The 17,523-nt window shown below is 70.6% G+C and carries 18 protein-coding genes and 1 pseudogene; 7 read left to right on the top strand and 12 right to left on the bottom strand.

Annotation, left to right across the window (positions count from 1 at the left end):
- Positions 1 to 483 (top strand): annotated as a pseudogene (locus ACGFJ7_RS23440) (hypothetical protein); the annotation flags it as partial.
- Positions 484 to 856: 373 nt separating this feature from the next.
- On the opposite strand, the gene ACGFJ7_RS23435 reads toward ACGFJ7_RS23440, so the two are convergent.
- The 3 genes from ACGFJ7_RS23435 to ACGFJ7_RS23425 form a co-directional block, all read right to left on the bottom strand.
- On the bottom strand, positions 857 to 1,858 hold the full coding sequence (locus ACGFJ7_RS23435; protein ID WP_360255836.1) for an SEC-C domain-containing protein: 1,002 nt from the start codon (positions 1,856 to 1,858) through the stop codon (positions 857 to 859).
- Positions 1,859 to 1,966: 108 nt separating this feature from the next.
- Positions 1,967 to 2,242, bottom strand: coding sequence for a GNAT family N-acetyltransferase (locus ACGFJ7_RS23430; RefSeq protein WP_360255838.1), 276 nt, complete (start codon positions 2,240 to 2,242; stop codon positions 1,967 to 1,969).
- Positions 2,243 to 2,593: 351 nt separating this feature from the next.
- Positions 2,594 to 3,001 (bottom strand): VOC family protein, encoded by a 408-nt coding sequence (locus tag ACGFJ7_RS23425; protein ID WP_360255841.1) that lies wholly within the window; start codon positions 2,999 to 3,001, stop codon positions 2,594 to 2,596.
- A 176-nt stretch (positions 3,002 to 3,177) separates the two neighbouring features.
- Here ACGFJ7_RS23425 and ACGFJ7_RS23420 point away from each other — a divergent pair, with 176 nt between their 5' ends.
- A complete protein-coding gene (locus tag ACGFJ7_RS23420) occupies positions 3,178 to 4,320 on the top strand; it encodes a hypothetical protein (RefSeq protein WP_392643749.1) in 1,143 nt (380 codons plus the stop codon).
- 236 nt (positions 4,321 to 4,556) lie between these two features.
- Here the strand turns inward: ACGFJ7_RS23420 and ACGFJ7_RS23415 are convergent, their stop codons facing one another.
- Positions 4,557 to 4,970, bottom strand: a complete 414-nt coding sequence (locus ACGFJ7_RS23415; protein ID WP_360255845.1) for a hypothetical protein — start codon at positions 4,968 to 4,970, stop codon at positions 4,557 to 4,559.
- 183 nt (positions 4,971 to 5,153) lie between these two features.
- Here ACGFJ7_RS23415 and ACGFJ7_RS23410 point away from each other — a divergent pair, with 183 nt between their 5' ends.
- The 3 genes from ACGFJ7_RS23410 to ACGFJ7_RS23400 are packed head-to-tail and all read left to right on the top strand — an operon-like array spanning position 5,154 to position 7,419.
- A complete protein-coding gene (locus tag ACGFJ7_RS23410) occupies positions 5,154 to 5,492 on the top strand; it encodes a carbohydrate binding domain-containing protein (protein ID WP_360255847.1) in 339 nt (112 codons plus the stop codon).
- Entirely contained in the window at positions 5,480 to 5,647 is a 168-nt protein-coding gene (locus tag ACGFJ7_RS23405; RefSeq protein WP_360255849.1) for a hypothetical protein, read from the top strand. The genes ACGFJ7_RS23410 and ACGFJ7_RS23405 overlap by 13 nt, the downstream gene beginning before the upstream one ends.
- A gap of 11 nt (positions 5,648 to 5,658) precedes the next feature.
- Positions 5,659 to 7,419, top strand: a complete 1,761-nt coding sequence (locus ACGFJ7_RS23400) for a carbohydrate-binding module family 20 domain-containing protein (RefSeq protein ID WP_360255851.1) — start codon at positions 5,659 to 5,661, stop codon at positions 7,417 to 7,419.
- On the opposite strand, the gene ACGFJ7_RS23395 is transcribed toward ACGFJ7_RS23400, so the two are convergent.
- Positions 7,397 to 8,479, bottom strand: a complete 1,083-nt coding sequence (locus ACGFJ7_RS23395) for a diguanylate cyclase domain-containing protein (RefSeq protein ID WP_360255854.1) — start codon at positions 8,477 to 8,479, stop codon at positions 7,397 to 7,399. The two genes, ACGFJ7_RS23400 and ACGFJ7_RS23395, sit on opposite strands and share 23 nt — an antisense overlap.
- Positions 8,480 to 8,573: 94 nt before the next feature.
- Between ACGFJ7_RS23395 and ACGFJ7_RS23390 the strand changes: the two genes are divergently transcribed.
- The gene (locus ACGFJ7_RS23390) at positions 8,574 to 8,966 is read left to right on the top strand and encodes an MmcQ/YjbR family DNA-binding protein (RefSeq protein WP_360255856.1); all 393 of its coding nucleotides are present in this window, start codon (positions 8,574 to 8,576) and stop codon (positions 8,964 to 8,966) included.
- A 12-nt stretch (positions 8,967 to 8,978) separates the two neighbouring features.
- Here the strand turns inward: ACGFJ7_RS23390 and ACGFJ7_RS23385 are convergent, their stop codons facing one another.
- Positions 8,979 to 9,401 (bottom strand): VOC family protein, encoded by a 423-nt coding sequence (locus ACGFJ7_RS23385; protein ID WP_392643746.1) that lies wholly within the window; start codon positions 9,399 to 9,401, stop codon positions 8,979 to 8,981.
- Positions 9,402 to 9,420: 19 nt separating this feature from the next.
- Positions 9,421 to 10,590 (bottom strand): UDP-N-acetylglucosamine--N-acetylmuramyl-(pentapeptide) pyrophosphoryl-undecaprenol N-acetylglucosamine transferase, encoded by a 1,170-nt coding sequence (locus tag ACGFJ7_RS23380; protein ID WP_360255861.1) that lies wholly within the window; start codon positions 10,588 to 10,590, stop codon positions 9,421 to 9,423.
- A 287-nt stretch (positions 10,591 to 10,877) separates the two neighbouring features.
- Between ACGFJ7_RS23380 and ACGFJ7_RS23375 the strand changes: the two genes are divergently transcribed.
- The gene (locus tag ACGFJ7_RS23375) at positions 10,878 to 12,758 is read left to right on the top strand and encodes a Na+/H+ antiporter NhaA (protein WP_392643744.1); all 1,881 of its coding nucleotides are present in this window, start codon (positions 10,878 to 10,880) and stop codon (positions 12,756 to 12,758) included.
- Here the strand turns inward: ACGFJ7_RS23375 and ACGFJ7_RS23370 are convergent.
- From ACGFJ7_RS23370 to ACGFJ7_RS23350, 5 genes are all read right to left on the bottom strand, one after another.
- Complete coding sequence (locus tag ACGFJ7_RS23370; RefSeq protein WP_360255865.1) at positions 12,706 to 14,130, bottom strand: pyridoxal-dependent decarboxylase; 1,425 nt, start codon at positions 14,128 to 14,130, stop codon at positions 12,706 to 12,708. The two genes, ACGFJ7_RS23375 and ACGFJ7_RS23370, sit on opposite strands and share 53 nt — an antisense overlap.
- A gap of 14 nt (positions 14,131 to 14,144) precedes the next feature.
- The gene (locus ACGFJ7_RS23365; protein WP_392643742.1) at positions 14,145 to 14,963 is read right to left on the bottom strand and encodes an SAM-dependent methyltransferase; all 819 of its coding nucleotides are present in this window, start codon (positions 14,961 to 14,963) and stop codon (positions 14,145 to 14,147) included.
- Positions 14,964 to 15,003: 40 nt separating this feature from the next.
- Positions 15,004 to 15,309 carry a hypothetical protein gene (locus ACGFJ7_RS23360; RefSeq protein WP_392643740.1) on the bottom strand — a complete coding sequence of 102 codons (306 nt, stop codon included), beginning with the start codon at positions 15,307 to 15,309 and terminating at the stop codon, positions 15,004 to 15,006.
- A 267-nt stretch (positions 15,310 to 15,576) separates the two neighbouring features.
- Positions 15,577 to 16,125: a GIY-YIG nuclease family protein gene (locus ACGFJ7_RS23355; RefSeq protein WP_392643738.1), complete on the bottom strand. Its 549-nt coding sequence runs from the start codon at positions 16,123 to 16,125 to the stop codon at positions 15,577 to 15,579.
- A 74-nt stretch (positions 16,126 to 16,199) separates the two neighbouring features.
- Positions 16,200 to 17,522: a nitrate/nitrite transporter gene (locus ACGFJ7_RS23350; RefSeq protein WP_392643736.1), complete on the bottom strand. Its 1,323-nt coding sequence runs from the start codon at positions 17,520 to 17,522 to the stop codon at positions 16,200 to 16,202.
- Position 17,523 lies beyond the last annotated feature (1 nt).

The following is a 17,523-nucleotide window of genomic DNA, read 5'->3' as shown; positions in this document are numbered from 1 at the left end:
GAGTCCGGCGTGGCCGAGTCCGGCGTGGCCGGGTCTACCCGTCCCGGGTCCGGCGAACCCAAAATCGGCCCGCGCGCGGCGGCCGCCTCCGACGGCGCGTCTGCCGGAACAGGCGATCATGTCGATCTGATGCCGCCGGCTGTCCTGGCCACCCTGACTCAACGCGGCCCGGCGAGCTTCCTTCCGGACTACGATGCCCCGCGCCCGGCCCCGGTACCGGCCGTGCCACCGACTCCCTTCGGCGCCCCGGCCTTCGGCTCGCGCGAGGACCGCCCTTGGGCCGCCGCCGAGCCCGCCGAACGCCCCTGGACCACCGTCAGCCAGCCGGACGAACCACCGGCGTCCGCTTTCGATCAGCCCCACCGCCCCGGCGCCGCCCCGATCCAGCGCCCCGGTGTCGCCGCGGCTCAGCGCCTGGGCGCCGCGGCGGCCGGCCGCACTTGGACGAGCATCGCCCGGCAGGTCAGCCGCCTCGACACCTGAGCCACCTCCGCAGCCGAGCCACCTCCGCAGCCGAGCCACCTCCGCTGCCGAGCCACCTCCGCAGCCGGGCGCCTTGGCAGCCGAGCCACCTCCGCAGTCGAGCCACCTCCGCAATCGGGCGGCTCGGCAGCTGAGCCATCTCCACGCCCGCGCGAGCGTCTTCACTCGCGCGGGCACAGAGACCCACCGGGCCTTCGGTGGCGGTCCTCACTCGGATGTTCGGATCGGGCGCGAGCCGTCCCGCGACAGCTACCCGCCGGGACGCGGTGAGCGCACGATAGCCACCCACGCAAGCGCGAACACACCCCGGCGGGCACGTCGTACACCGATCGCGCCTGGGGTCCTCACTCCAGCGCGGGCCCGACCGCCGCTGTCAGCTGCGGGAGCGGGGCAGGCAGCACTTCTTGTACTTCAGGCCGGAACCGCACCAGCAGGCGCCGTTGCGCTCCGGAGGCCACGGGATGTGGTTCGTACCGCCGGCCAGGCGGGTCGCGTAGCCGGCGCGGACCTGCGGGTCGGCCGGGTCGCCGTCGGGGCCGGCGAAACCGGTCAGGCCCGACACCGTGCCCGGCAGCACCGTCAGGCCGGCGCGGCCGGTGCCGGCCAGGCGGACCAGCTCCTTCTCCAGGTGGGCCCGGTGCTCGTCCCAGTTCGACCCGTACGGCTCGGACAGCGCCGGCCACTGCTCCAGCAGCTTCTCCAGCTCCGCCTTGGGCCAGAACAGCAGGTCGTCGGCGGGCGCGCCGGCCGTACGCCCGGCCGCGTTGGCCAGCCGGGTCTCGAGCCGGTCGGCCAGGTTGTCGTGGTGGTCGTGTTGCAGGCCGAGCGCGTGACGCGTCCGGTGCCGCTGCTGGAGCAGGAAGAACAGCTGCCCGGCGTCCTCGGCGCTGGACGGCTCGGCGGCGTCGCCCCGCCCGGCCAGCACCTCGTTCAGCGCCTCGGTCAGCCATTCCTCGGCGACTCTGTCACGGCGCCCGGCGGCGAGGGCGGCACTGATGTACGCCGGCGCGTCCCCGTACTGTGTGAGCAGCGGCCGCAGCGGCTCGAGGGCGGCGATCGCCTCGTCGTCGCGCCCGGTGCGGAACAGGACGCGGGCCAGCAACGCCTTGGCCCCGGCGGCCTGGTTGTCGTCCCGCGACCCGAACGATTCGACGGCCCGCTGCGCGTACCGCAGGGCGGCGTCGAGCTTCCCGCGGCTCTCCGCGATCTCGGCCGCGAGGGCGAGGGCGTACCCCGCGTCGTCCTTGTCGGCCAGCTTCCCGGCCTCGGCGGCGTCGGCGAGCTCGGCCGCAACACCCAGCGGGTCGGCCGCCCCGAGGGCGCTCTGCCGGATCTCAGTAAGGTCTGCGCTGGTCAGATCGGCTTTAATTGGCACGCCGTCACGGTACAGCGCCGCGTGGACTCACGACTGTTGATCTGGGTCTCACTCCGCCCCGGCGGTACCTGACCTCGGTCAACGGAAACCCCCGCGAGTCGCCGGTCTTCACCCGGTGGCCTCACAGAAGCGGCGGGCCCGGTGGTTCCCGGCCAGCACCCACAGCACGCTCTGCCGGTAGCCGTCCGCCTCGAGCCGCCGCACCCAGGCGTCCATCAGCGCCCGCCCGACACCCTTCTTCCACTTGTCCGGGCGTACATAAAGCGCCTGAGCCCCGCCAACCGCTCCCGGATCCGCGTCCTCGTCGCGGCCGGCCACGAAGATCACCATCTCCGCTTCCCGGACCATCCGCTCCCAGCCGGGCAGCCGGTCGGCCGTCCTCATGCAGTCCATGAACTCTGCGGAACCATCCCGCGATACCCCGCCCGCCACGCCCGCACATTCACCTCGGCCAGCGCTCCCGTGTCGTCCGGTTTCGCCTCGCGCACGATCACCGGCAGACCATACGCCCGACGGCGGTCCACTGTGGTGGCGCCTCGAGGGCCTGCGCCGGCTGGCCGCCCGCACCGGTCAGAACAGAGCGGCTGGTGCTCGGCGCTTCCGAGGCGCGGATCCGCTCGACCGCGTCTGCGCGGCCTCCGGCGAGGTAACCTCGGCTACCTCTCTCTGCCGCACGCCTGGGGCCATGCTTCGCCGCCGAGGCGTGCGCGGCCCTCGACTGGTTCGGTGCCCGCGTCAGCCGCGCTCCTCGAAGAGGGTGACGTGCAGGTCGCCCGGAACGTTGAGCCGGGCGTTCAGGGAACGCCAGGGGGTTTCGGTGGGCGGCGCGACGACGTCGGCGCCGGCTTCAACCGATTGCGCCGTACGGGCGGTGACGTCCCCGACCTCAAAGGCGATCCGAAAACGCGGGGCGACCGGTCGCCCCACCTCGACGTCGTCGACATAGCGGTGGTGGGCCGGATTGGCCAGTTCGAGGGTGGCCCGCCCGGCGTCGAGAATCATCACCCGCTCGTCGCCGTCGCCGCTGAAGGCCGCCTCCTCGCCCAGCCCGAGCGTGTCACGAAAATACGCCACGGCGGCGTCGAAGTCCTCGACCTCCACGATCAGCCGCATCTGCCGGGCCCCACCCTCGAAATTCGTCATGCCGTCACCCTCACCCACGGCCCCCGCACGAGCAACGCCCGGCTAATCGCGGTGCTGGTGCTGCCTGGCTGGTGTGGGCGTCCACTACGACGGCCGAAAGGACGGGCGTTCTGAACCGGAGCGAGGGCGCGGCCGTATCCCCAGGCGACGCCGTTGCCCGCAGCAAGGAGACGACGATGGACGGTCCGACCGACACCTACCCTTTGTTGTCCGGGGCGGCCGGATACGCCTACCGGGATGAGCCGTCCGCGACGGCCGACGACGAGGAGCCGCCGACCGAGGAGTTCACCGTCGTCCCGGCGGTGGATCCCGCACCGAGCTGGACGGCGGAGCCCTCACCGGCTCCGCGCCGCGGGCTCCGGCCTAAGGCGGCGATCGCCGTGATCGGCGCCGTCCTTCTCCTCGGCGTCGGCGGTGTCGTGGTCTCCACATCGTCCGGCCCCTCACCGCGGGGCACCGCGTCGCCCGACAGCGGCCCGGCTGACCGCGGCCAAGCTGACGGTCAAGCTGAGAGCGGCCAGGCTGAGAACGGCCAACCGGACGGCGACGAAGCTCAAAGCGGCCAGAGCGAGGGCGACCCGGCGCCCGGGAGTGTGCCCGCATTCGCCGCCGGCACCTTCAACCTCGCGAGCAGCGTCGGCGAGCTCAGCCTCACGCTGGGCCGCCCGGAAAACGGCCCGATCCAGATCAGCACCCACGGCAACGGTCAAGGCGATCCCGACAACGACCAAGACCCCGACCGCAACCGCGGTTCCGCGGGCAACAGCGTCCCCAACGGCAACAACGGCAGACCGGACGGCAGCGGCCCGGACGGCAACGGCAGCGGCCCAGACGGCAGCGGCCCGGACGGCAGCGGTGCCGCCGTCGCGGTGAACGGCACCGAGGTTCGAGTCACGACCGGCGGGCCGGAGGTGGGCCGCGTCGATGTGGTGCTCGACCAGCGGATCGACTGGACCATCAGGATGAGCGGCGGCGTGCGGGCGGCGACCTTCGCGCTGGCCGGCGGCTCCGTGAGCGGGGTCGATCTGGCCGGCGGCGCCGACACGGTTCGGCTGACGCTACCCGGCCGGGACCGGGCGCTGCCGGTTCGGATGTCCGGCGGGGTGCGGGACTGGAGCATCACCACCGACGGCGAGGTGCCGGTACGGGTGCTGGCCCGTTCCGGGGCCGGCGAGGTCACCCTCTACGGGCAGCGCCAGAGCGGCATCGCCCGGGACACGACGCTGACCGCCGGGAACGGCACCGGCCTCGACGTGACCGCGGCGGCCGGCTTCGGGTCGCTGACCGTGACCGCGGACAATCGACCATCCGGCCGCTGACCCGCCGCGCGGCCGAGTTCGGGCTATCGTCAGTCGACAGCTGACCGCGGCGGGGTTCGGGCCGATGCCCGTGAGCGCAGTCAGCCAACCGTGGCAGGGTTCGGGCCGATGCTCGTGAGCGCGGTCAGCCGACCGCGGCGAAGGCCGGGGCGAAGGCCGGGCCGAAGGCCGGGGCGAAGGCCGTGAGCGTGGTGAGTCCAGCATGGCGGGGTTCGGGCCGCTGAGCGTGAGCGGGGTCAGTCGATCAGCCAGCCGGTGACCTGCTGGGCGGCGGGTGTCAGCGAGACCACGATCGTCAGCAGGGCGGCCACGGCGCCGGCGATCAGGGCGATGAACAGGGAGCGGCGGCCGCGCGCGTAGCCGGTCACGAACATCACCGCCGACACGATCAGGCTGAGGCCGGCCACCACCGGGGCCATCGGCGCGGTCAGCGAGATCCACGTCGCCCACGGCCAGCCGGCCCAGATGTCGGCGTTCGCGGTGTACGCGTCGTCGCGTGACGGCAGATACCAGTGGCCGGCGAACGCGGCGGCGTGCCGCAGGGTCTGGTAGGCGCACAGCGCGTACCAGGCGGCGTAGCCGAGCTGCGCACCGGCCAGGGTCCAGCCGAGGTTCCGTTCCCGGATCGGGGTGCGCGCCGCCATGGTCATCGCCGCATCGTAACGGGATCGACCGACCTGTAACATGCCGGAAAACTCTTCCAAAATCTGCAAGCGCTTGCTAGCGTCCGTTCCAATGTGAACACCAGATTACGGCTCTGTCACCACTTCCCCCGCAGGTGGAGGGCTGAAAAAGAGTCACGTCCCTCAATCGAAAGATCGGAACCATGCCCGATGGTCGGCCACGATCCCACTCCCCCGCTGCTGGTGGCCCCGGTGAAGGCGACCACGGTCGATTGCAAGCTGTTCGCGGACCGGAGCACCGGTGGCGCCTGGACGACCGCCCCCGGCGTGGCGATGGGCGCGGCCGAGCGTGCCGGCTGGTACGGCAACGACCTCGACGTCCGCAGCACCGGCGGCGTAGTGAGCGGTGTGACGCCCTGCACGGAAGTACTCACTGAACCGCGCAAGGACAGCATCTACGCGGCCGACAACCGCGGCGGCAGCCAGCACGTGACCTCGGGCAACGCCGCGACAACGACCCGATGTTCCCGGGCGGCTTGCAGGGTCTGATCGACAAGCTCGACCACATCAATTGTCTGAAGATCTACCACGACGTCGCCTACAACCACACCTCCCGGTGGGGCGCCAAGAACCTTTTCGTACCGAGGGTCTGGGGTGCGAAGGACGGCCAATGGCATGGGCTCTACAGCACCCACCTGAATTGAAAGGAGAACCGGTGAGAAGAAACGTCTCCGTCCTCGCCCTGCTCGCGGTCCTCGTGACTGTGCTGGTCGCGGGGCGGCCGGAACACGCCGACGCGAAAGCCGATGCGAATCCGGGCCCGCGCGATGTCATCGTGCACCTCTTCGAGTGGCCGTGGGCGTCGATCGCGTCCGAGTGCACCAATGTGCTCGGGCCGAAGGGCTTCGGCGGCGTGCAGGTGTCGCCGCCGCAGGAACACGTGGTGTTGCCCGGCTCGGGTTACCCCTGGTGGCAGGACTATCAGCCGGTCAGCTACCAGCTGGTGTCGCGGCGCGGCGATCGGGCCGCGTTCGCGAACATGGTCAGCACGTGCCACGCGGCCGGCGTGAAGATCTACGTCGACGCGATCCTCAACCACATGGCCGGCGGCGCCTCGACCGGCACCGGAACGGCCGGCTCCACGTACAGTCACTACGCCTACCCGGCGGTGCCCTACGGTAACGACGACTTCCATCACTGCGGGCGTAACGGCACCGACGACATCGCCAACTGGGGTGACCGGTGGGAGATCCAGAACTGTGAGCTGGTGGATCTCTCCGACCTCAAGACGGAGTCCGGCTACGTGCGGGGCAAGCTGGTCGCGTACCTCAATGACCTGATCTCGCTCGGGGTCGACGGTTTCCGCGTCGACGCCGCCAAGCACGTGCCGGTGGCCGACCTCCAGGCGATCTACGGGCAGCTCAACGGCAACCCGTACATCTTCCAGGAGACGATCGAGGGCGGTGCCGGCGAGCCCAGCCCGTCGGAGTACACGGGCATCGGCGACGTGACCGAGTTCCGCTACGGCGACGTGGTCGGCAACGCCTTCCGTGACGGCAACTTGCAGAACTTGCAGAATCTGCCCGGCCAGATGCTGCTCGGCAGCGGCGACGCGGTGGCCTTCATCGACAACCACGACACGCAGCGCAACGGCCGCGCGAAGCTGACCTACAAGGACGGCACGAACTACGCGCTGGCCGAGGCGTTCATGCTCGCCTATCCGTACGGCACGCCGTCGGTGATGAGCAGCTTCACCTTCAGCAATCCCGAGGCGGGCCCCCCCGCGTCGCCGAACGGCACCACCACGGCGGTGAGCTGCGGAAACGGCTGGGAGTGCGAGCACCGTACGCGCACCACGGCCAACCTGGTCGGCTTCCACAACGCGGCCGCCGGCACGTCGGTGACCAACTGGTGGTCGAACGGCGGCAACCAGATCGCGTTCGGGCGGGGCGCGGCCGCGTACGCCGTCTTCAATCGGGGCGGCGCGCTGAGCCGGACCTTCCAGACGTCGCTGCCGGCCGGCACCTACTGCGACGTGGCGAACGGCGATGTCAGCGGGACGACGTGCTCGGGAACGGCTTACACGGTCGGTGCGAACGGCCAGTTCACCGCGACCGTGCCGGCCAACGGCATGCTGGCGCTGCACGTGAACGCCCGTACCTCAGGCGGTGGCTCTTCTTGCACGACGGTCGCCGTCACTTTCGCCGCCAACGCCACCACGGTGTGGGGGGAGAACGTGTTCGTCCTGGGCAACCGGACCGAACTGGGCAGTTGGAACACGAGCGGTGGGGTCGCGCTCTCCTCGGCGGCCTACCCGGTGTGGCGGGGCACGGTCAATCTGCCGCCGAACACCAGCGTCGAGTACAAGTACGTCAAGAAGAACGGCTCGGCCGTGGCCTGGGAGAGCGGCGGCAACCGGGTCATCAACACCGGTTCGGCCTGCTCACTGACCGTCAACGATAGTTGGCGCTCGTAACCCGGCGATGCCGCTGCTTGGTCCGGTACATGTCCGCGTCGGCCGCCGCTGACAACTGAGCGAAGTCGCCGGCGCCGTACGCGTGACCGATGCTGGCGCCCACCCGTCGAGGCCCGATCCGGGTCTCGACGGGTGCGGCCAGCGCCACGTGCATGCGGTCGGCCAGGTTGTTCAGCGCCGACGCCACGTCCTCGCCGGTCACCACCACGACGAATTCGTCCCCGCCGGTACGGGCGAGCAGGTCACCCGGGCGCACGATCTTGCGCATCCGCTCGGCCAGAACCCGCAGCACCAGGTCACCGCTGTCGTGGCCACCCAGATCGTTTATCGTCTTGAAGTCGTCCAGGTCGATGACGAGGACGCCCATCTCGCTGCCGCGCATCTGTTCGGTGAACGTTCGCAGCAACGTTCGGTTGGCCAGCCCCGTCAGCGGATCGTGGGTGGCCGCGTGGTGCAGCTGGGCCCGTTTCTCCTCCAGCTCGTGATGCAGTCGCGCGTGCTGCACGGCGATGGCCGCGTGCTGGGCGAAGAGCTCCAGCATTTCCCGCTGTACGAGTCCCGGCCGGCGCCCGTCACGCGGCAGGTCCACGCTGAGCACGCCGACGAGCTCCCCGTCCGGGGCGGACAGCGGCGCGAACAGGCAGTCCTCCGGATGCCAGCCCTCGGGCTCGTCCGGCACCGGAATGTCCGGCGTCCACACTGTCATCGTGTCGGGCATGTCGTGCTTGTGGTCGATGAAGAACAGCGATCCCCACTGCTCGCCCTGGGCGAACAGCTCCTGCCACTGCTCCAGCGTCGACGTCGTGCCGATCAGCTCCCGCCGGATCTCCTCGCTGCCCTCCACGGACACGACGGCGAAGTCCCCGTCGAGCTGCACCAGGTTGACCACCGCCACCTCGAACCCGGAGGCCCGGGTGACGCCGTGCACCACCGCGTCCATCGTGCGGGTCAGATCGAGGCTGGCGTGCACCGCCTTGCTGACCTCGTGCAACGTCCGCAGACCCTCGAGCTGGGCCAGAGCATCGGACAGCTGCGACGACAGGTCCTCGATGCTGGTCAACACCCGCCTCCTAGGCCCCGCCACGGCCGCCGCCCGAGTCTGAGATCTTAACGGCTGAATCGCCCGCCGGCCCGACCTGTGCTCAACTGTCAGGATGGCGCATCCCATCATGTTCGACGACGCGGACCCGCTGCTGGCCCGCATCCGAGCGGTGGCGCTGGCCTTCCCCGACGCCGCCGAGAAAATCTCCCACGGCCACCCGGCCTTCTACACCACAAAGGTCTTCGCCTACTACGGCGGATCAATCAAGGTCGATGGCGAGTACGTCACCCACCCGCACTCCCTGATAGTCCTGACCGAGCCCGGGGAACGCGAGGCGCTGCTCGAGAACCCGGACGCCTACGTACCGGCGTACCTGGGCCCGTCCGGCTGGATCGGCATCGACCTGACCCCGCGCACCGACTGGGCCGAGATCGCCGAGCTCCTGGACGCCAGCTACCGCCTGACCGCCGGGAAACGCCGGATCGCCAGCCTCGACGCCCCGTGAGGAACCGCCTCGTCAGCGGGCGAAGACCTGCGACTCGTCACGGAAGGACTTGAACTCCAGGGCGTTGCCGGCCGGGTCGCGGAAGAACATGGTCCACTGCTCGCCGGGCCGCCCCGGGAAGCGCAGGTAGGGCTCGATCAGGAATTCCGTGCCGGCCGCGCGCAGCCGGTCGGCCAGGGCGTGGAACTCGTCGGCGCCCAGCAGCAGCCCGAAGTGCGGGATGGGCACGTCGTGGCCGTCGACCTCGCTGTCACCGGCCGGGCGCACCGGGCCGGGCACGACATGGGTGACCAGCTGGTGGCCGTGCAGGTCCCAGTCGATCCAGTGGCCGGACGAGCGCCCCTCGGGCAGGCCGAGCACCGTGCCGTAGAAGGCGCGGGCGGCGGCCAGGTCGTCGACGGGAATGGCCAGGTGCACGGCGGGCCGGATGGTCATACGGCGAGTCTTTCACGCGTCAGCCGGCGGCGGCGGTCGACAGGATCTCGGTGACGACACGGGCACCGGCGTCAGGCCGGCCGTTCGCGGCCGCGGCCTGCGCCATGGCATTGCGGCGGTACGGGTCGGCCAGCAGCCCGGCCAGGGCGGCGTGCAGGCTTTCCGGGTTGACGTCGTCGCCGTCGAGCATGACGGCGGCGCCGGCCTGGGCGAGATGACGGGCGGTGACCCGCTGCTCGTCGGCCGCCGCGTACGGGTAGGGCACGAGCACACTGGCCTTGCCGAGCGCGGTGAGCTCGGCGACGGTCCCGGCCCCACTGCGCGCGACGACGACCGCGGCGGCGGCGAGCAGGTCGGGCAGCTCGTCGTGGATGAAGTCGACGACGCGGTAGCGGTGGGCCATCCACTCGGGCAGTCCGGCCGCGACCTGCCGCATCTCCTCGAGGCCGTGGCTGCCGCACTGGTGGATGATCTGGCAGTGCTCCAGGAGCCGGGGCAGCGCTCCGGTCAGCATCTGGTTGATCTGCCGGGCCCCGGTCGCGCCGCCGGTCACCAGGACGAGAGGAAGGGCGGGGTCGAGCCCGTACGCCGCAATTCCCTTCTCGGGGTTGCCGTTGAGCACCGCGGGCCGAATCGGATTGCCGGTGACCACGGCCCGCCCGCGCGCCCGGGCCGGCAGGTGTTCGAGGGAGGCCTCGTGGCTGAGCAGCACGCGCGTGGCGACCCGGGCGAGCAGCCGGTTGGCCAGCCCCAGGCTCAGCGTCTGCTCGTGCATGACCAGGGGCACCCGGAACAGGGCGGCGGCCAGCCCGATCGGCACAGACACGAACCCGCCGGTGCTGAACACCACCGACGGCCGCACCCGCGCCACGGTGAGCGCCGCCTGCGCGATCCCGAGCGGGATCCGGAAGAGGTCGACAAAGTTCCGCGCCAGATCGCGGGGGCTGAACGACCGGCGCACCTTGCCGGTGGTGACAGCCTTGAAGGGAATCCCGTTCCGTACGGCAATGGTGGCCTCAAGCCCGTCGGCCACGCCGACCCAGAGCAGCTCGGGCGAGGTGCCGGTCTCGGCGAGGCGCGCCTGAAGCGTGTTGACGGTGGTCAGCGCCGGATAGGTGTGCCCACCCGTACCACCACCAGTAACGATCATGCGGAACGCGTGCAGGCGCTGGGTGCTGTAGAGGGACATGCCTAAACCACTCCGAAGATCGCAATACCGGCCGAGATCGAGGCAGTCTATCGATCCCCCCGAACCCGCCTCCTCACGACGCCGCCAGCAGCGTCTTCCCACCGACCGCGACCCTCGCCCACCCCCACCACAGCCGCGACGAGCCGTCACCCACCGCCACCACGCCGCCCGGCTGAGTCACAGCCGCCACGAGCCGCGGCGCGGACCGCCGCGGGAACTAAGCCTGCCGGTACGGCGCTGATCACAGATCGTGGCGACCGGGGCCGGTCCATGATTGGGTCTATCCCGTGAGCGACGAAACCGCCAGCACGCCGTGGAAACGGCGGGTTGCGACCCCGCTGCGGGAGTTCCTGCGCACCGAGGCCGGCAGCGCCGGCGTGCTCCTGGCCGCCATCGCCGTCGCGTTGATCTGGGCCAATGTCGCCGACGGCAGCTACGAGCGGTTCTGGGCGACCGATCTGAGCATCGACCTCGGCGGCGACGGGGTTCATCTGACCCTGCGCGAGTGGGTCAACAGCGGCCTCATGACGATCTTCTTCCTGGTCGTCGGGCTGGAGGCGCGGCGCGAGTTCGACCTGGGCGACCTGCGGGACCGGCGCCGGTTCATCCTGCCCGCGGCGGCCGGCATCATCGGCATGGCCCTGCCGGTCGGCATCTTCCTGGCCTTCAACGCGGGCGAGCACACCGCCGGCGGCTGGGGCGTCGCGATGTCCACCGACACCGCGCTCGCACTGGGCCTTCTCGCGCTGGTCGGGCGCAATGTGCCCGTGCAGGCTCGGTTGTTCCTGGTGACAGTGGCCGTGGTCGACGACGTGGTGGCGCTCATCGTCATCGCCGTCGCCTACAGCGACGACATCCGGTGGATGCCGCTGGTCTTCGCGGCGATCTTCTATTCGTTCACCTTCCTGCTGGTGCGGCTGAAGATCAGGAGCGGTTTCGCGTACGTCCCGTTCGGTGTGGCCTTCTGGGTGGCCATGCTCGAGAGCGGCATCGACCCGGTGGTCTCCGGCCTGATCCTGGGTCTCACCGCGGCCGCGTACACCCCGGCCCGTGAAGCTTTGCAGGAGGCCAGCGACCTGTTCCGCTCGTTCCGTGAGCAGCCGACGCCGGAGCTGGCCCGGTATGCGCGGTTCGGGCTGGTCAGCACGCTGTCCTGGAACGATCGCCTGCAGCGCACCTGGTCGGGCTGGACCAACTACCTGATCGTCCCGCTGTTCGGCCTGGCCAACGCGGGCATCGCGATCGACGCGGGCTTTCTGGGGCGGGCGCTCACCTCGCCGATCACGCTCGGCGTCATCGTGGCGTACGTCGTGGGCAAGCCGGTCGCCATCACCGGCGTGTCGGCGCTGATCACCTGGCTCACCAAGGGCGCCGTCAGGCCGTCGGTCGGCTGGTCGTCCGTGCTGGGCACCGGCACCATCGCCGGGATCGGCTTCACCGTGTCGTTCCTGATCGCCAACCTGGCCTTCGAGGGCGACGAGCTGGCCGAGGCCAAGCTGGGCGTGCTGCTGGCCGGGGTCGGCTCGACGATCGTCACCTGGCTGGTCTTCCGGATCACGAGCATGCAGTCGCGTCCGCGCCGGGCGGTGCTGCTGCTCGGCGACTCCGACGACATCATCGACCTGATCCCGGAGGTCGACCCCGACCGCGACCACATTCGCGGGCCGGCCGGCGCGACGGTCACGTTGGTGGAGTACGGCGACTTCCAGTGCCCGTACTGCGGTCAGGCCGAGCCGATCGTGCGGGAGCTGATGACCGACGACGATCTGCGGTACGTGTGGCGGCACCTGCCGTTGACCGACGTCCACCCGCAGGCGCAGATCGCGGCGCAGGCGGCCGAGGCGGCCGGCCTGCAGGGCAAGTTCTGGGAGATGCACGACCTGTTGCTCAGCCGCCAGGACCATCTGCGCATCGCCGACCTGATCGGGTACGCGGGCGAGCTCGGCCTCGACCAGGACCGCTTCCACACCGACATGATGCGCGACGAGTGCACCGACCGGATCACCGCGAACGTCGAGTCGGCCGACCTCAGCGGCGTCGCCGGCACCCCGACGTTCTTCGTCAACGGCCAGAGGCACTACGGGTCGTACGACGTGGAGACGCTGGAGAAGGCGATCAAGCTGGCCCGGATCCGGGCGAAGATCGCGTCGAAGCGGTCAGCTGTCTGACCACGTCGACGAAGAAGTCGATATCGGCTTCGGTGGTACGCCAGTTGACGATCGCCGGGCGCAGGGCCACCTGGCCGCCGTAGACGGTGGTACCCGCGTACACCCGGCCGTCGGCGATGATCGCGGCGCCCAGGGCGCGGTTGAGGGCGTCGTCGCCGACCGCCCGGAAGCACACGATCGAGAGCTGCACGTCGGCGAGCCGTTCGAGCTCCGGCGCCTCGTCGATCCGGCGGCCCAGGTACCGCGCGAGGTCCAGGTGGCGCTCCACCATCGCGCGGTAACCGTCCCGGCCGTACGCGGCCAGCGACGCCCAGATCGGCAGCGACCGCGCCCGCCGCGACGACTCCGGGCCGAGCAGGGCGAAGCCACTGTTCGGATCACCCGGTCCCGGCAGGTAGGGCGCGCCCGGCATGCCGAACGCCGCGCCGAGCCGGGCCGGATCCTTGATCAGAGCGAAGCCGCTTTCGTACGGGACGTTGAGCCACTTGTGCCCGTCGGCGGCGATCGAGTCGGCCCGCTCCACACCCCGTACGAGATGCTCGGTCCGCGGAGACAGCGCCGCGAACAGGCCGAACGCCCCGTCCACGTGCAGCCAGGCCCCGTACTCCCCGGCCAGCTCGGCCAGTTCGGCGATCGGGTCGAAGTCGCCGGCGTTGACCTCACCCGCGTTGGCGATCAGCACGGCCGGCCCGTCGATCTCGCCGAGCCGCCGCCGGATCGCCGGCAGGTCGGCCCGTCCCACCGCGTCGGCGGCGTAGACCTCGACGCGGTCGCGGCCGTGCCCGAGCATCTGCAGCGCCTTGCGGGCGCTCGCGTGCACGTAGCCGCCGGAGAGCACCGGCATCCGCGGCAGCCCGGTCAGCCCGTCGCGGGCCACGTCGGCCCCGTGCTTGCCGGCCCACCAGTGGGTGGCGCAGGCCAGCGACGTGAAGTTGGCGAACGTGGCGCTGGCGACCAGCGCCCCGCCCCACGAGGCCGGCAGGTTGAACAGGTCGCGCAGCCAGCCGATGGCGACCGTCTCGGCCTCGTGCGCGAACGGCGACGACACCCGGGAGAACGAGTTCTGGTCGAGCAGCGACGCGGTCCAGTCGGCGGCCAGCGCCGCCGGCGTCACGCCCCCGGTCACGAAGTGGAAGAACCGCGGCCCGGACGAGGCGGTCGCGGTCGCCGTGCCGATCCGCAGCAGCCGCTCGATCACGGCGTCCGCCCCGGGCCCGGTGTCGGGCAGTACACCGTCGAGGTCGTCGAGCAGCTTGAGCGCCGCCCGGTCCTGCACGGGCCGCGCGCCGAGCGAGTCGAGATAGTCCCCCGCCGCGGCCCGGACGCGGTCGAGGGCGGCGGCAAGTCCCGGATCGTCCAGCGGATCGGCCATGCCTTGCAGTATGCCTACGGTTTGACCGCCACGGCAGCGTACATTCCGGCCGCGCGCCGGCTGACCCGCTCGGCCGCGGGCAGATCGGACCGCCACTCGCTGACCGCCGACACGCCCGGCTCGACCAATTGAAGACCGTCGAAGAAACCTTCGAACTCTCCCTTCGTACGGGCGAACGCGTCCGGCTTGCGATCGCCGAACAGGGCCGCGCCGGCCGCCAGGTCCGCCGGGGTGAGAAAGTCGTACGTGATGTTGGTGGCGGCCAGGTAGCTGCCCGGGGGAAGGGCCTCCATGAGGCGCCGGACAACACCGCGGGCCTCGTCGTAGTCCTCGACGAAGTGCAGGACGGCGATCAGCATGAGCCCCACCGGCCGCCCGAGGTCGAGCGTGTCGGCCACGACCGGGTTGCTCAGGATCCGCTCCGGGTTGCGGAGGTCTTCCTCGATGTAGCTCGACCGCCCCTCGGGCGTGCTGGTGAGCAGGGCCCGCGCGTGCGTCATCACCATCGGGTCGTTGTCGACGTACACGACGCGGCTGGCCGGGTTGAGCCGCTGCGCCACCTCGTGCGTGTTGTCGGCGGTCGGCAGCCCCGTCCCGATGTCGAGGAACTGGTCGATCCCGGCCTCGCCGGCCAGGAACCGCACGGCCCGCTGCAGGAACTTCCGGTTCTCGACGGCGAGCAGCCGGATGGTCGGCACCGCCTTCTCCAGCAGATCCCCCGACTCCCGATCCGCGGCGAAGTTGTCCTTGCCCCCCAGCCAGTAGTTGTACCGCCGCGCGGGATGCGCCACGCTCGTGTCGAGATTCGCGGTCCGGGCCTGCGTTTCGTCCATCGGGTGCCCTTCGCTCGTCCATCGTGGACACGCGACGATATCAAGACCCGTCGCGCGGCGGGTGCGCGCTCAGCCAGGCCGCCGCCCGCCGAGCCGAGGCCCGCGACAGCCAGGCGTCCTGAACCAGCTCGGCCAGCTCACCCCGCGTCAGCTCCCCGATCCGCCCGGCCCGCACCAGCACCGACGGATGCCCGTCGAAGTGCCCGGTGGTGAAGAACGGCGACCCCTCGTCCTGAACGAGCGCTTGCTTGTCCGCCTCCGACTCGACCCAGAAGACGATGACGTCGGCGTAACGCTCCCCCGTCTCGGGATCCACAGCATCCGGTCGCGGATTCCGAAAGAACACGAACGACTTCCCACCGACCTGATAGACGGGGTTGCCCCCCCGAACCACCCTCGACGGTCACGTACGGCATCCCCAGCGCCAGCTCATGCACGTCCTCGACCCGAGCCGCCCGATCCTGTTCCCGCGTCACCACCCCAACGTAGCCACCGTCGAAACCTCGCACAGCCCCGGACGATCCCCCGGTGCGTTCAGTGCCATCAATGGGATCGCCGGCTCGCGATCAGAGAGGGCGGCGATGGAGATCGGCCAGGTCCGCAATGAGGGAAGTCAGTTCGGTGGGGTGCTGGAGTCGTTGTAGGCGTTCTTGGCGGCGACGACGGCTGCCTGCAGGTGTTCGGGGGCTACGCCGTGCACGTTCAGTGGGGGGTGCAGGCGGCGGACGAGTTCGGCCTCGACGGGGATCGGGTCGGGTTCCTCGGCCCAGGTCAAGCGCAGGTGGGTGTGCATCCAGCGGGTCAGGCGGGTCTCGTCCTCGGGGATCAGGACGACGCGGTCGGTCCAGTGGGTTCGGTAACCCTCGTGGAGCATCAGCCCGGCCAACGTGCGGCGCAGCGTGGAACTGCCGGAGCGCCTCAGGTGGTTGCGGAGGATGCGGCCGCGGAGGTTGGTGGCCCGGCCGAGGTACAGCAGCCGTAGCGACGGGACCTTTTCGTTCTGCGGGCCGGGTAGGTCGGGGAACACAGCGGGGGCCGCCCACCACGCGTAGACACCGCTGCTGCGGCTGAGCCCCTTGACGGCTGCGCCGAGGTCGATGGGGGCCCCGGTCAGCAGGCGCAGGGCTTCTTCCTCGGGGGTCCACCCGTCGATTGAACTCATCGGGAGCCATCCTAGCCGCGACGCGCGGTGGGGGTCGCCGGGTGACCGTGCGCCGGCGACCCCCTCGCGCTGGTTCAGACCCGGGTTTTGGGGCGCAGGTAGACGGCCCAGGTGACCAGGACACAGACGGCGTAGAAGGCGATGAAGGCGATGTACGCGGCGTCGGCCTCCTTCGTCGACAGGAAGGACTGGCGGAAGGCCAGGTTGACCAGGACGCCGCCGAAGGCGCCGATGGCGCCGGCGATGCCGATGACGGCGTTGGAGAGGCGGCGGGCCTCGTGGTCGTCGGTGGGGTGCTTTTTGCGGAAGATGGCCGGGATCATCTTGTACGTGGAGCCGTTGCCGATGCCGGTCAGGACGAACAGCAGGACGAAACCGGCGATGTACAGCGGCAGCGACTTCTGCTGGGCGGCCAGCAGGACGATGCCGGCGCCGACCGCCATCGCGATGAAGTTGACGAATGTGACCCGTGCGCCGCCCAGGCGGTCGGCCAGCGCGCCGCCGACCGGGCGGATCAGGGAGCCGAGCAGGGGGCCCAGGAAGGTCAGGTAGGCCGCCTTCACGGGCGTACTGAACTCGGTGTGGAACTGGACCTGAAGCACCTGGCCGAAGGCGAAGCCGAAGCCGATGAAGGAACCGAAGGTTCCGATGTAGAGCAGCGACATGATCCAGGTGTGCGGTTCGCGGAAGGCGTCGCGCATGCCCCGCTTCTCGTTGCGCACCTGCGACAGGTTGTCCATGTAGAGGGCCGAGCCGAGCGCCGCCAGCACGATCAGCGGGATGTAGATGCCGGCCACGATGCCGGGGTGGCCGGCGCCGAACACGGCCAGCACGAACAGGCCGACCAGCTGCACCGCGGCCACGCCCAGGTTGCCGCCACCCGCGTTGATACCCAGCGCCCAGCCTTTGAGCCGGTCCGGGTAGTACGCGTTGATGTTCGTCATCGACGAGGCGAAGTTGCCGCCGCCGACGCCGGCCAGCGCGGCCAGGATCACCAGCGTCGAGTAGTCGACGCCGGGACGGATCAGGAAGGCGGCCGCGATCGCCGGAACGAGCAGCAGTGTGGCGCTGAAGACCGTCCAGTTGCGGCCGCCGAAGCGGGCCACGGCGAAGCTGTACGGGATGCGCAGGGCCGCGCCGAACAGCGTCGGCACCGCGGTCAGGAGGAACTTGCCGGCCGGGTCGATGCCGTACTCGGGGCCGAGGAAAAGGACGAGCACCGACCACAGTGACCAGACCGAGAAACCGATGTGCTCCGAAGTGATCGAGAAGATCAGGTTGCGGCGGGCGATCCGCTTGCCGCCGGCCTCCCAGAAGATCGGGTCTTCCGGGCGCCAGTCGTCGATCCAATGGCCCCGAACCGATGAAGCGGCCGGCCTGTCCAGAACAGCGGTCATC

Source organism: Actinoplanes sp. NPDC048988 (assembly GCF_043197815.1).
GTDB lineage: Bacteria > Actinomycetota > Actinomycetes > Mycobacteriales > Micromonosporaceae > Actinoplanes.
Note: the sequence above shows the minus strand (reverse complement) of the source record. Positions and strands in the feature narration are given on the sequence as shown.